The following is a 12,669-nucleotide window of genomic DNA, read 5'->3' as shown; positions in this document are numbered from 1 at the left end:
CCCCATGATCCTCACCACCACACACACGGTTCAAGGCCGGGAAATCCGGGAATACAAAGGCATCGTGTGCGGCGAGGTCGTGATCGGCGCCCATCTCGGCAAGGACATTCTGGCGAGTTTTACGAACCTCGTCGGCGGCCGCTCCAACGCCTATGAGAGCACCCTGCGCGAAACGCGCGACGGCGCGATTGCGGAGATGATCGAAGAAGCCCAGCGCCTGCGCGCCGACGCCATTGTCGGGGTAAAATTCGACTACAGCGTCATCGGCCAGGGTGGCTCGATGATGATGGTGGCCGTTTCCGGCACTGCCGTGACACTGGCATGAGCGCGCTGACCAGCATCGCGCCCAGCGTCGACGAGATGTATCTCACGGCGGAGAAATGTTTCGCTGACCTGCCCGAGTTCATGCGCAAGGCGGCCGGCGATGTCCGCATCCTCGTGATGGATTATGCCGAGGACGAGACCCTTGACGAGATGCAGATCGACGACGCGCTGGAGCTGACCGGACTCTATGTGGGCATCCCCCTCACCCTCGAAAGCGTCACCAACCCCTCCGAATACAGACCACTGGTCTATCTCTACCGCCTGCCCATCCTGTTTGAATGGGCCGCGCGGGGCGATGTGACCGTGGAAGAGCTGGTGACCCATGTGTTCATCCACGAACTCGGCCACCATTTCGGCTGGTCGGACGAAGAAATGGACGCCAAGCTGGAAGAAGATGACTGACGCCGGCCTTCGGGCCGGCGCCGTCCTCATCACACCAACAAATCTTCCTGCCGCCGCACCTCGGTTTCCTCATCCTTGGAGGCCAGCGCAATGCCGAAGGTGAGGATGCCCACCCGGCCTGCAAACATCAGCAGGATGATGGTGAGCTTGCCTATATCGCTCAGTGAACCCGTGATGCCCATGGAAAGGCCCACTGTGCCGATTGCAGAGATTGCCTCGAACAGGAGCATCTGAAATTCCTTGCCTGGTTCCGTCAGACACAGGACGAAAACCGCAGGTGTCATGAGCATCACGAAGTAAGCTGAAGAAGCCATGGCCAGCTGAAGCCGTGCCGGCGCGATGACGCGGTTGAAGAATGTGATCTCCGGCCGCCGGCGCACTGTGGATCGCACAAGGCCGATCATCGCGGCAAAGGTCGTCGTCTTGAGCCCCCCGCCCGTGCCCGAAGGCGAGGCGCCGATGGCCATCAGGAAGAACAGCAGCACAATGACGGCAGGCGTCAGCGCGCTGATCGGATGGGTGTTGAAGCCCACAGTGGTGGTCGCCGTCATCGTCTGGAAGAAAGACGCCATCAGGCGCTCCCCGGATGGCAGCGCCGAAATTCCAGGATCTGCTACAAAGAAAATCGCCGTTCCCGCGAGCAGGAACGCCCCCGTGAGCTTAAGGATCACCTTGCTGGTAAAGCTCAGCACGAAACTGCGCCGCGTCAGGCTACGCCAGACATCCCAGGCAATCAGAAAGCCCATCGCGCCGAGGATAGACAGCGCCGAGATGGTGGCATTGACGCCGACATCGCCGCGGAAGTCTTCCAGGCTGTTGGGGTTAAGGCTGAAGCCCGCTGTGCAGAAAGCCGAGACGGAGTGAAAAATCGCGTTCCAGATGGCGTTGTCCACGCCGCTGGCTGAGAACTGGATAAACAGCAGAATTGCGCCCATTATCTCCACGGAAAATGTGTAGATGACCACAGTCCGGATAAAGATCCCGATGCTGACATCTTCCGGAAGGATGAAGGCGGCGCGCGCAAGACGCTCCCGCAGTGGCGACAGATGTTGAACCGTCGCCATCATCACGAACGAGCTGACCGTCATATAGCCAATCCCGCCTGCCTGAATCAGCAGCAGGATCACCAGCTCGCCCATGAAAGTGTAAGAAGTTCCCGGATCAACCGTCACAAGACCGGTTGTCGATACGGCGGACACCGCCGTGAACAGATTGTCCAGCAGATGCACCGGGACAGATTGAGAGAATGGCAGGCAGAGGAGTGCGCAGCCGAGCGCCATGTAAAACGCATAGCCAGCAAAGATCAGCTTCGCCGGATGAACCCGGCGCATCAGGCGATGAGCATACAGGGAGGCAACCGCAAGAGGCTTGCGGATGGCCCCGATCATTCGCGGAGCGCGCATGATGAAACCTTCAAATGATTGAGAGGGGTGGGTTTGGAAACTACGGCGCCGGGCGCCAGATCAGTCAGTCCGTTCCTTATTCAGCACCGCTGCGGCCTGCGCCGCCCTTCGGCTGATGGTGCAGTGCAATACCACTTTTTTTCGGCCTTGCCAGCCCCCTCCCGTTTGCGCCGTTCAAACAATCCCTTACAAAGGAGGAAGCATATAAATCATGATAAAGAAATCAGGGAGATAGACAGCATGGCGCGCGATTCAGAATTGGACGGCCTGGGCCTTGCCGAGCTTGTTCGCACACGGCAGGCATCGCCGGGTGAACTCCTCGAAGCCGCCGTCAGCCGCGCCGAATCTGTCCAGCCTCAGATCAACTGTTTCTCGGCGCTTTATCCTGATCTTGCGCGCGAGCAGCTTAAAGCAGGCGGCATCGACGGCCCCTATGCCGGGGTGCCGTTCGTGGTGAAGGATCTGGGCGTTGAGGTGAAAGGCGCGCCCGTTACTTCGGGCAGCCGCGCCTTCAAGGGCTATGTGGCAAGCCGCGATTCCACCCTGGTGGAGCGGTTCCGCAAGGCAGGCCTCGTTTTCTTTGGCGCAACCACCTCGCCGGAATTCGGCCTCACCCTGACAACAGAATCGACCCTCTACGGACAATCCCGAAACCCCTGGGACACCACCCGCATCACAGGCGGCTCCTCTGGCGGCGCCGCAGCGGCGGTCGCCTCCGGCGTTCTGCCAGTGGCACATGCCAGCGATGGCGGTGGATCGATCCGCATTCCTGCGGCGTGCTGCGGCCTGTTTGGCCTCAAGGCATCGCGCGGGCGCATGCCCATGGGCCCGGCCAAAACCGAAGGCTGGAACGGTCTCTCAACGGTCGGCGTGGTCAGCCGCACGGTGCGCGACACGGCCGCGATGCTGGACCTGACCCATGGCCCGGAAACCGGCAGCCGCTACGCCGCGCCTGCTCCGGCCCGCGCCTATCTCTCCGAGCTGGACCGCGACCCGCGCCCGCTGCGCATCGCGCTCTGGCCGGTCGCGCCTAATGGTACAAAGCCGGACGCCGACGCGGCTGAGGGGATTGCAAACACGGCAAAACTCCTCGAAAGCCTCGGCCACACAGTCGTGGAAGCTGCGCCATTGATTGAGGGTGAAGCGCTGGCCAAGGCAGGTTTGTTCACGATCTCCGCCAACATCGCCGCCCTGGTAGAAGAGCGCGGCATCGCGCGCGGACTCCCGGTGGAGGATGACGAACTCGAACCCATCACCGCCTCCATGGTGCGCCTTGGACGGACGGTTCCGATGGTGGAGCTGGCCAAGGCAAACAACGCCTTCATCACGGCGGCGATCATCTATGAGCACTTCCTGGATGCCGGGCAGTTTGATCTCACATTGTCGCCCACGCTTCACCGCGCGCCAGACCCGCTCGGCACCATGGCGCTTACCGCAGACCCTGCGGCCATGGGCGCGGCGGTCGCAGGCTTTGCGCCCCATTGCGCGCTGTTCAACCAGACCGGCTGCCCCGCCATGACCGTGCCGCTGCACTGGACGAAGCCCACGCCCACCGCGCCCGCGGGCCTGCCTATTGGCATGATGTTCGGCGCGCGCTATGGCCGCGAAGACCTGCTGCTGTCGCTGGCAGGACAGTTGGAGCGCGCCGCGCCATGGGCACACAGGAAACCGCCGGTCTGGGCCGGCTGAACGCAGAAAGTCCGCGCTGGCATAGTGGCGGCTGCCATTGCCGCGCTGTGCGCTTTGAGGTGCAACTGCCCGAAGCTTTCGAGGTGGAAGACTGCAATTGCACCATGTGTGCGATGAGCGGCAACATCCATGTCATCGTGCCCGCCAGCCGGTTCCGCCTTCTTCAGGGTAAGGATAATCTCAGCCAGTACACCTTCAACACCGGCGCCGCAAAGCATCTGTTCTGCAAGACCTGCGGGATCAAGAGCTTCTACATCCCGCGCTCAAACCCCGACGGCGTTGCCGTCACCTGGCGCGCGCTGGATGACTGGATGGACCTTAAAGTAACGGTTGTTCCGTTCGATGGGCAGAATTGGGAAGCCAACGCCGCGCGCCTGGCGCACAAGTCAAAAGACTAGCGCGGTGGCGGTTCGCCTTCGGGCGGTGTGGGTGGCTTTTTGTCTTTTTTCCTGTGCTTGCCATGGCTGTCCTTGGGGCCGGACAGTATCCACGCCACCCAGGCCCGCTGATCCGGGCTCAGCTCGCTGATCCCGCTGAGGACTTCCAGGCCGATCCGGTCACGGAGCATCACGTCCGCATCGCGCAGTTCCCGCAGCGCTACTTCCGCCGCCTCGCGATCAAAGTTTTCCGCCGCCAGAACCAGCGCAAACCGCGCTTCGGCTTCCCGGCGGGCGGCCAGTTCTGCCTGCGCCGATTCAAAGCCCTGCCGCATCAGACCACGCACTTCGCGGCGATCTTCGCGGGAGATTTCCGGCATGCCTTCGGGCCGCTCGAAACGGGGCCGCTCCTGGCTGCGCTCCTGCCGGGGTGGATCGGCACGCAGATGCTGGCCGGCGACATAGCCGCCAAGCCCGAGGTTCACCAGAAGCGACACGCCAAGCGCGGCGGGTGTCAGCCAGTTGGGCAGTCCGCTCATTCCAGTTCCTCCACGGCATAGGTCGCCGTATCAAAGCCCAGCGCCGAAACGACGAGTTCCTCGACTTCAGCTGTCATCTCATCTTCTGCGCTGGCGACCGGCGCCATCGTCAGCCCCATGAAGAGGCCCAACGCGGCAGCGGCAAAGCCACTCGCCGGCGCCCAGGGTGTCTTGAGGCCAAACCAGCCCGGCAAACCGCTGCCGGCCCGTTTCGGGCGGGGGGCGGCGGCTATGATGGCTTCCGTCAGCGCGCGGGGCATCTCCGGCTCCGGCAAGGCGCCCAGCATCAGGTCGAGTTCGCGAGCCTGCGCCAGCGCGCCGGCAAAGCGTTCGGGATGGGCGCGCAGCAGCGCCTTGCCCGCATCACGCTCCGCTTCGGGCCAGCAGGCGGCTTCCGCGCCCCAGGTCTCGATCAGCTCGATCAGGCGATCATCAGTCATGGGACAGGTCATGAGGCATTCCTTCCATCGAGCAGTTGTCCGCGCAATGTGCGCCGCGCGCGGGCGAGCAGACTTTCCAGGGCTTCAACGCTGACATCCATGATTTCCGCCGCTTCTGTCTGTGAGTGTCCCTGCAGGGCGCACAAGGTCAAGGCGGCAGACTGGCGTTCCGGCAGGGCGCTGATGGCGGCTTCCACCGCGTTCACCCGTTGTGCCTGGTCCAGCGCATCCTGCGGCCCGAGGGCCGTATCGGCGCGTTCGGGAATTTCATCTGAAAGCACTTCGCGGCGCTTTCGCAGCCGGTCGTAGCAGAGGTTCAGCGCCACACGGTGCAGCCATGTGGAAAATTTCGCACGCGGCTCCCAGGTCGCCAGAGCCTTCCAGGCGCGGATGAATGTTTCCTGGGTCACGTCTTCTGCCTCTGCCCTGTCGCCCAACATGCGCGTTGCAAGTGAAAGCACGCCGGGGCTGTACCGGTTGACGATAGCCCGAACGGCCGCGGCGTCTCCCGCCGCGGCGCGTGTGATCTGGTCAAGGTCCGATGTAAACGCCACGAGGGGATGTTTAGCTGAGTCCGGGCCGGAATACCGAGAGACAATCGCAGGGGGGGATCAATCGTCTCAAAATGGTTCCGGCCCGTTCCCAATTCGGGCCTTATTCGCCAGCTTCGGCTTTCATCTTGTCGCGCCATTCGCCGCGACGCTCCTTCTTCTTGGCCTTGGCAGCGTCCATCTCGGCTTTCGTGATGGTGCCATCACTGTCGGCGTCCATCTTGTCAAAGAACGTGATGTGCGCGGCGGTGAATTCGGCGGTGTTCAGCTGGCCATCGCTGTCGCTGTCCATTTCGGCCCAGTGTTCAGCGGCTTTTTCAGCTTTCTTGGCTTTCCATTCGGCGGCTTTGGCGGGATCTTTCTCACGCTTCGGCTTGCCTTCACGCACCGGTTCGCCGGCGGCTTCAGCTTCTGCCTTCCTGGCTTCCCATTTCGCCTTCATCTCGGCGCGCTTGGCCTCATGATGAGCTTTCATCTCATCCTGAGTGACGAAGCCATCGGAATTGGCGTCAATCGTTGCAAAGCGGGTCGCGAGGGAGACTTCTGCCTCCGCGCGGGTGATATTGCCGTCAGCATTGGCGTCCATCTGCATCAGATGCGCGCCATGGCCGCGATGTCCTTTGCCTGGGCCGGCCTGAGCGGCGAGCGGCATGGCGAGCGCAATCACGGCCATGCTTGCAAACGCGAGTGTCGAACGTTTCATCTCTGGTCTCCTGTTATCTCCCAGCGCTTATGAAACGGGGGGCCTTCAGGATTCCGTCGATTTAAGCTGCAGTTTTTCGCGGGCCATTGAATGTACGCGCTTTTTTACCTCTCTCAGGTGGTTTTCCAGAACCTCAAATCCATCTTCCTCCGCCGCAGCGCGGCAGAAACGGTTCTTCAGACCTTCGGGGATCGTTTCATCCTCCGCGTCCGTATCACCCAGCGCGAGGCGCTGTATCTGCTGCAACGAAGAAACGAGATGCAGCGCCGCGCGCAGGAAATACCAGTCCTCGGCATCTTCAGGCGCTTCGCTTTCATCCGCCTCCGCCAGCCCCGACAGCGCAAGGGCCGTCGCCGGGCGGATAAGGTCTGTGCGCCCCCGCAGCAGCATTTCCTTCTGTGCCATGAACTCTATGTCGATCAGTCCGCCTTCGGCGGTCTTCAGGTCCCACAGTCCCTTGTCGGGCTTCTCGCGGTAGAGCGTGGCCCGCATGTCGGATACGTCGCCCGGAATGGCTTTGCGCCGTTCGCTGCGCGCACGCGCGCTGATCGCATCAGTAGCGATGGCCAGAACTTCTTCGCCCAGCGTGTTATCTCCGCACACGAACCGCATGCGGGTCAGCGCCATATGCTCCCAGGTCCAGGCCTCTTCATTCTGATAGTGCCGGAACGCTGACAGGCTCACCGCCACCGGCCCCGCCCGCCCGGAAGGGCGCAGACGCATATCCACCTCATACAGCGCGCCTTCTGCCGTCGGGGCCGTCAGCGCCGTAATCAGCCGCTGCGTCAGCCGTGTGAACCAGGTCTGCGCATCATCCGCCTGCGAATCATAGATGAGGATTATGTCGAGGTCTGATCCTGCGGTGAGTTCGCCCCCGCCGAGCTTGCCCATCGCAAACACCGCCCAGCGGCCGGGCACATCGCCATTGCGCCGCATCGTCTCGGCTTGCGCCGCGCCCGCCATCTGGCGAATGGTTTCGTCGGCAAGGCTTGTCCAGGCTTCGGCCGCCTGATCGGTTGGCAGCAGGCCATGCAACAGCCGGTGCCCGATCAGAAAGCTCTGCTCGCGGTGATACCGCCGCCAGGCATCCATCGCCGCATCAAAGCTGACCTTATCGGTAAGCTCAGGCGCGCGCGGAATCGCGTTCGAGACAAGCGCCTCCAGCAGGTCCGGCCGCCGCGCAAGGATCTGCGCCAGGCGCGGCGCCAGCGCCAGCGTGGAGACCAGATCGTCCAGAAGATCAGGCCGCGCCAGCAGCATCGACAGCGTCTGCACGCCGGAAGACAGCCCTTCAAAGAAGCGCGAGAACCACCGGAACGCCTCATCCGGTTCGCCGGTGGCGCCCATGGCTTTCAGGATGCCCGGCAGGATGGAGGTGAGAATTTCGCGTCCCCTGGGTGTCCGCGTCGCCATTACGCGGCCCCGGTGCCAGTTGCGGATCGTATCAATCGCAGAGGATGGATCAGAGAACCCCAGATCGCTCAGCGTTTTTACCGTCCCCGGATCATCATCGACGCCAGTGAAAACGAGGTTGCCCAGATCATGGCGTTCGGCCGCGCGATCTTCCTGCGCAAACAACGCGTCATAGGCGGCCTGAACCACCCGGCGCGTTTCCAGCAGGTCGCGGTCAAAATCGCCCAGATTGCCATAGCCGCACAGCCAGGCCACCGCCTCCCGCTCTGCCGGATCGGCGGGCACAGTATGCGTCTGCTCGTCCTGACGCATCTGGACGCGATGCTCCACATTGCGCAGCGCGCGATAAGCTGTCGTCAGGTCGGCGGCCGTCTTGTCGGATACGATCCCCGCCGCCCGCAACGCCTCCATCGCCCCCAGCGTGGAATTGTCCCGAAACGCCGGCTCCCGCCCGCCCAGGATCAGCTGCTGGGTCTGCACGAAAAACTCGATCTCGCGGATGCCGCCGGGCGAGAGCTTCACATCCGGCGAGACCGACGCAAACCCATCGTCCCCCACCTTGGTGTTGATCATCCGCTTGATCGCCTGGATGTCACCGATGGCCCAATAGTCCATGTTACGCCGCCAGACATACGGTTCCAGCCGCTTCTGGAAACGCTCCGCCGCCGGAATGTCACCCGCAGTCGGGCGGCCCTTGATCCAGACCATCCGCTCCCAGTTCTGCCCCTGGCTCTCATAATAGAGGTCGGCCATCTCGGTGGAGACCGCGACGGGCGTTGAGCCGGGGTCGGGCCGCAGGCGAAGGTCCGTGCGAAAAACGTAACCCTGCGCCGTCGTCTCATCCATGATGCGCACCATCTCGCGGATCACCCGCTGGGCGGCGTCGCCGGAATCGCGCTCCCCGCCATCAAACCGGCTGCGCTCATAGAAGGCGCACACATCAATATCGCTGGAATAGTTCAGCTCGAACGCGCCCATCTTGCCCAGCGCGACCACGAAGATGCCCTCCGCCTTCAGGCCCCGCGCCGCCAGCGCTGCCTGAAGCGCCGTCTCCAGACTTCCCCCGGCAAACTCCGTCAGGTGGCGGGTCACCTCCATCACATCCATCGTTCCGGAAAGGTCCGCCGCCGCAAGCGAGAGGTGCGCTGACGCTTTGGCCTTGCGCAACGCAATCATCACCTCATCAATCGGCATATCCCTCGGCAGGGTCGTGGCCGCCTTCAACGCTGCGTCAAAATCCAGCCCCGCGCCCCGATCCGCCAGCCGGCGCAGATACGGCGCATGTTCAATCGCGGCGGCAAGGGCCGCTTCGGGCGTCGGGGCAATCGGGCGTATATCGAGCATACCCAAAGGCTTAGCCGAGCCACTGCGCGACGACAAATCTGTTCGCAACCTTTCGCCGGGTCATGCGTCTTGGAGGTATCACATGCCCGACGCAAAGCCGTAGCAAAGCCTTGTTAAGGCTACCCCGAAAATCAGACTGGAAAAATGGAGCGGCTCCAATGCCCGAAACGCGAGAAGGTTCGCTGCGGCGTTTCTTTCAGCAGTATGCCAAAGCGTCCCTTGACGGGGACACGGCAACCGTCGCGGCCTCCTATGCTCCTACCTATATTGAATCCTCGCCCACCTCTTTCGCCGCCTGGAAGGTGGACGATGCCTACCGCAAGGCGCTGGATGAGCGTCATGCTGTCATGCACGGCGATCTCGGCCTCGAAGGGCTCGATATCGAGCTTCAGTCCATCGAAGAGGTTGCCCCGTCTCATTATCTTGTGACTGCCAACCGGAAGATGGCCTTCGCCAGGGGCAAGTCCGGCCCCGTCACCTCGGCCTTCCCGGTCACCTATGTGGTCAAGGTCTCCCCCAAGCCCGAAATCCTCGCCTACATGTCCCGCGAATCAGAAGAAGCCGTCATGCGGCGTGACGGGGTAATCTGAGACATCGCAGCGCCTTTCCCCTCTGCGTCCCGCTCTGCTAGGGTCACCGCACTATGAAAGCGCTTCTCGCCACCCTCCTCATCGCCTTTGCCGCCGGCGCCCCTCTGGACGATCCGGATGCAGAGCTGCGCGCCCAGGCTCTGATGCGGGAAGTGCGCTGCGTCGCCTGCGAGAACGAGCCGGTGTCGCAATCGTCCGCCCCGATTGCCGAAGATATGCGCACCCGCATCCGCGAGATGGTGGCCGAGGGCGCCACCGATACCGAGATCCGGGACTGGTTCGTCAGCCGCTATGGGGAATTCGTGCTGTTCCGTCCCCCGGCGCGCGACCCCGCCAGCTGGCTGCTCTGGACGCTGCCCTTCATCCTGCTGGGCGCGGGCGCGGGCATAGGCATCGTGCTCGCCAGAAACGCGAAGCGCAAAAACGGCGAAGTTGAAGCTGAAGACGCCTGACCGGGGCGTCACGGCGGGTCAATTTATGCCCAGGGTGGCCTTCAAGCTGCCGTGATTACACCTAACTGTCTTTTAATGCCCACTCTGGCTGTGGCATGTTTATGTTTTGGCTCAACGTCATACTGGCGTAAAATCAGCGATCTGGAGAATTAGATGCGCAAAATCGGGATTTCGGCTCAGGCACTCGTCGCTGCTGCCTTCGGAGCTGTGATCATGGGAGGCGCGATCTCGGTACCGAAACTTATCGCGCCCGAGGCAGGGGCTCAGCCCATTGCCATTCAGGCGCCCCCCGGCGCGCCCCTCAGCTTTGCAGACCTCATCGAGAAGGTCGAACCAGCCGTCGTCAGCGTCAACGTTATTGCCACCCAGGAAGTCGGCAGCGTTCCGGGTATTGAAGAATTCTTTGAACAGTTTCGGGGCGCCCCCGGCATGGAAGAATTCTTCCAGCAACGCCCCGCCCCGCAGGAAACACCCCGCCAGCGCGAATCGCGCTCACTGGGCTCGGGCTTCTTCATCTCCGAAGACGGCCTCGTCGTCACCAACCATCACGTCATCGACCGCGCCACTCAGATCCAGATCGTCACCTCCGACGGCAAGGAACTTGAGGCCGAGCTTGTCGGCACCGACCGCCAGACAGACCTCGCTGTCGTTCGCGTGAAGGAAAAGGGCAAATATCCCCACGTCGAATTCGGCTCGTCGGAGAATGTCCGCAAGGGTGACTGGGTCGTCGCGCTCGGCAACCCCTTCGGCCTTGGCGGCACGGCAACGGCCGGCATCCTCTCGGCCAATGGCCGCGAGCTTGGCGCCGGAAGCCCGTATACGGACTTTATCCAGATCGACGCCCCGATTAACCGCGGCAACTCCGGCGGCCCGACCTTTGACCTCAGAGGCAACGTCATCGGCGTAAACTCGCAGATCCTCTCGCCCACCGGCGGCTCGGTCGGCATCGGCTTTGCCATTCCCTCGGAACTGGCCAAGGAAGTCACCGATACGCTGATCAAGGACGGCCGCGTCTCCCGCGGCTGGCTCGGCGTGCAGATCGCAGACCTCACCCCTGAATTTGCCGAAGCCCTCGGCATCGCAGACACCAAGGGGTCGCTGATCGCAGACGTAACGGTCGGCAGCCCGGCTGAGAAAGCCGGCCTGCGCCGCAACGACATCATCCTCTCGGTCAACGGCCAGAAGGTCACCGACGCAACCTCCACCACCCGCATCGTTGGCCGCCTCATCGCCAACACCGCAAACAAGTTCGACATCATCCGCGAAGGCAAGCGCCAGACCATCAACGTCACCGTCGGCGAACGCCCCGAAGATCCGTATGCAACGCCAGGCAATCCGGGATCGCCTGACGCTGGCCCCGGCGACCAGTCCTCCGGTGTCCCCGGCGCACTGCTGGACGATCTCGGTGTCCGCCTCGTGCCGATGACGGAAGAAATTCGTGAACGGCTCGCGCTGCGCCCCGGTGATACCGGCCTGGCCATCACGGAAGTGACGCCCGACAGCGTGTTCGCAAAAGCTGGCTTCGAAAGCGGCCTCGTCATTCTGGAATCCAACGGTCAACCCGTCCCGAGTGTCGCGGCGTTTGAGAAAACGGTGAGCGAAGCCCGCGCGGCCAACCGGTCGAAAATCCTTCTGGCCGTCCGCGTCGGTCAGACCACCATTTACCGCACTGTAGATTTGCCGGCAGGCTGAAGGAGCCAACCATGACGTTGATGGAGACCGATATGGTCGAAACAGAATCCACGACATCGCTGAAAGTCCTCGTCATCGAGGACGACACTGAAATGGCAAGCTTCATCGAGAAGGTGCTGCTTGACGCTGGACACAAGGTGGAGCGCGCCAGCGATGGCGCTTCCGGTCTGGCAATGGCGCGGGCGTCTGAATATGACGCCCTCATCGTTGACCGGATGCTTCCGGAAAAGGACGGCCTCACCCTGTTGCAGGAATTCCGCGCAGCCGGTGGCACAACGCCCGCCCTCTTCCTCTCCGCCCTCGGAGACGTTCAGAACAAGGTGCAGGGCCTTCGCGCCGGCGCTGAGGACTATCTGGGCAAGCCCTTTGCCCCGGCAGAACTCGCCGCCCGCGTCGAAGCCCTCGGCCGCCGCCAGACGAATGCCGAGCCGCCGGTCACGGTGCTCAAGGCAGGCGACCTGGAAATGAACCTCCTGACCCGCAAGGTCACCCGCGCCGGCAAGAAGATCGACCTTCAGCCCCGCGAGTTCCGCCTGCTGGAATATCTGATGCGCCATGCCGGCCAGGTCGTGACGCGCACGATGCTGCTGGAAAAGGTGTGGGACTATAACTTCGATCCCCAGACCAATGTGATCGACGTTCACATCTCCCGCCTGCGCGCAAAGATCGACAAGGAGTTCGCCGAACCGCTGCTCCAGACCGTTCGCGGCGCCGGATACCGCCTGCAGAGCCAGGGCTAGACCTTTTGGA

Annotated in this window: 14 protein-coding genes; 8 read left to right on the top strand and 6 right to left on the bottom strand. The window is 62.7% G+C overall.

All coding sequences use genetic code 11. From position 1 onward, the window contains the following. The first annotated feature begins 4 nt into the window (after window positions 1–4). Complete coding sequence (locus HNE_RS06580; RefSeq protein ID WP_011646343.1) at window positions 5–325, top strand: YbjQ family protein; 321 nt, start codon at window positions 5–7, stop codon at window positions 323–325. Beyond that, window positions 322–726, top strand: coding sequence for a metallopeptidase family protein (locus HNE_RS06575; protein WP_011646342.1), 405 nt, complete (start codon window positions 322–324; stop codon window positions 724–726). Before HNE_RS06580 ends, HNE_RS06575 begins: the two co-directional genes overlap by 4 nt. Before the next feature lie 29 nt (window positions 727–755). On the opposite strand, the gene HNE_RS06570 is transcribed toward HNE_RS06575, so the two are convergent. Beyond that, complete coding sequence (locus HNE_RS06570; RefSeq protein ID WP_011646341.1) at window positions 756–2,129, bottom strand: TrkH family potassium uptake protein; 1,374 nt, start codon at window positions 2,127–2,129, stop codon at window positions 756–758. Between the two features lie 240 nt (window positions 2,130–2,369). Here HNE_RS06570 and HNE_RS06565 point away from each other — a divergent pair, with 240 nt between their 5' ends. Beyond that, a complete protein-coding gene (locus HNE_RS06565; RefSeq protein ID WP_011646340.1) occupies window positions 2,370–3,818 on the top strand; it encodes an amidase in 1,449 nt (482 codons plus the stop codon). After that, the gene (locus HNE_RS06560) at window positions 3,782–4,216 is read left to right on the top strand and encodes a GFA family protein (RefSeq protein ID WP_011646339.1); all 435 of its coding nucleotides are present in this window, start codon (window positions 3,782–3,784) and stop codon (window positions 4,214–4,216) included. Before HNE_RS06565 ends, HNE_RS06560 begins: the two co-directional genes overlap by 37 nt. On the opposite strand, the gene HNE_RS06555 is transcribed toward HNE_RS06560, so the two are convergent. From HNE_RS06555 to HNE_RS06535, 5 genes are all read right to left on the bottom strand, one after another. Then, window positions 4,213–4,734 carry a periplasmic heavy metal sensor gene (locus HNE_RS06555; protein WP_011646338.1) on the bottom strand — a complete coding sequence of 174 codons (522 nt, stop codon included), beginning with the start codon at window positions 4,732–4,734 and terminating at the stop codon, window positions 4,213–4,215. The two genes, HNE_RS06560 and HNE_RS06555, sit on opposite strands and share 4 nt — an antisense overlap. Continuing rightward, a complete protein-coding gene (locus HNE_RS17880) occupies window positions 4,731–5,174 on the bottom strand; it encodes a hypothetical protein (RefSeq protein WP_148205828.1) in 444 nt (147 codons plus the stop codon). The genes HNE_RS06555 and HNE_RS17880 overlap by 4 nt, the downstream gene beginning before the upstream one ends. An 8-nt stretch (window positions 5,175–5,182) precedes the next feature. After that, entirely contained in the window at window positions 5,183–5,728 is a 546-nt protein-coding gene (locus HNE_RS06545) for an RNA polymerase sigma factor (RefSeq protein ID WP_011646336.1), read from the bottom strand. Between the two features lie 100 nt (window positions 5,729–5,828). After that, entirely contained in the window at window positions 5,829–6,428 is a 600-nt protein-coding gene (locus HNE_RS06540) for an EF-hand domain-containing protein (RefSeq protein WP_011646335.1), read from the bottom strand. A gap of 45 nt (window positions 6,429–6,473) precedes the next feature. Then, window positions 6,474–9,185, bottom strand: coding sequence for a bifunctional [glutamine synthetase] adenylyltransferase/[glutamine synthetase]-adenylyl-L-tyrosine phosphorylase (locus tag HNE_RS06535; protein ID WP_148205827.1), 2,712 nt, complete (start codon window positions 9,183–9,185; stop codon window positions 6,474–6,476). Window positions 9,186–9,343: 158 nt separating this feature from the next. Between HNE_RS06535 and HNE_RS06530 the strand changes: the two genes are divergently transcribed. From HNE_RS06530 to HNE_RS06515, 4 genes are all read left to right on the top strand, one after another. Beyond that, window positions 9,344–9,775, top strand: coding sequence for a hypothetical protein (locus tag HNE_RS06530; protein WP_011646333.1), 432 nt, complete (start codon window positions 9,344–9,346; stop codon window positions 9,773–9,775). Between the two features lie 53 nt (window positions 9,776–9,828). Continuing rightward, window positions 9,829–10,227 (top strand): cytochrome c-type biogenesis protein, encoded by a 399-nt coding sequence (locus HNE_RS06525; protein WP_011646332.1) that lies wholly within the window; start codon window positions 9,829–9,831, stop codon window positions 10,225–10,227. Between the two features lie 153 nt (window positions 10,228–10,380). Next, a complete protein-coding gene (locus HNE_RS06520) occupies window positions 10,381–11,919 on the top strand; it encodes a Do family serine endopeptidase (RefSeq protein ID WP_011646331.1) in 1,539 nt (512 codons plus the stop codon). 59 nt (window positions 11,920–11,978) lie between these two features. Continuing rightward, the gene (locus tag HNE_RS06515; protein WP_035590626.1) at window positions 11,979–12,659 is read left to right on the top strand and encodes a response regulator transcription factor; all 681 of its coding nucleotides are present in this window, start codon (window positions 11,979–11,981) and stop codon (window positions 12,657–12,659) included. The last annotated feature ends 10 nt before the right edge of the window (window positions 12,660–12,669 follow it).

The sequence above is a fragment of the Hyphomonas neptunium ATCC 15444 genome (assembly GCF_000013025.1).
Classification (GTDB): domain Bacteria; phylum Pseudomonadota; class Alphaproteobacteria; order Caulobacterales; family Hyphomonadaceae; genus Hyphomonas; species Hyphomonas neptunia.
This window is presented reverse-complemented; position numbering and strand designations above follow the sequence as displayed.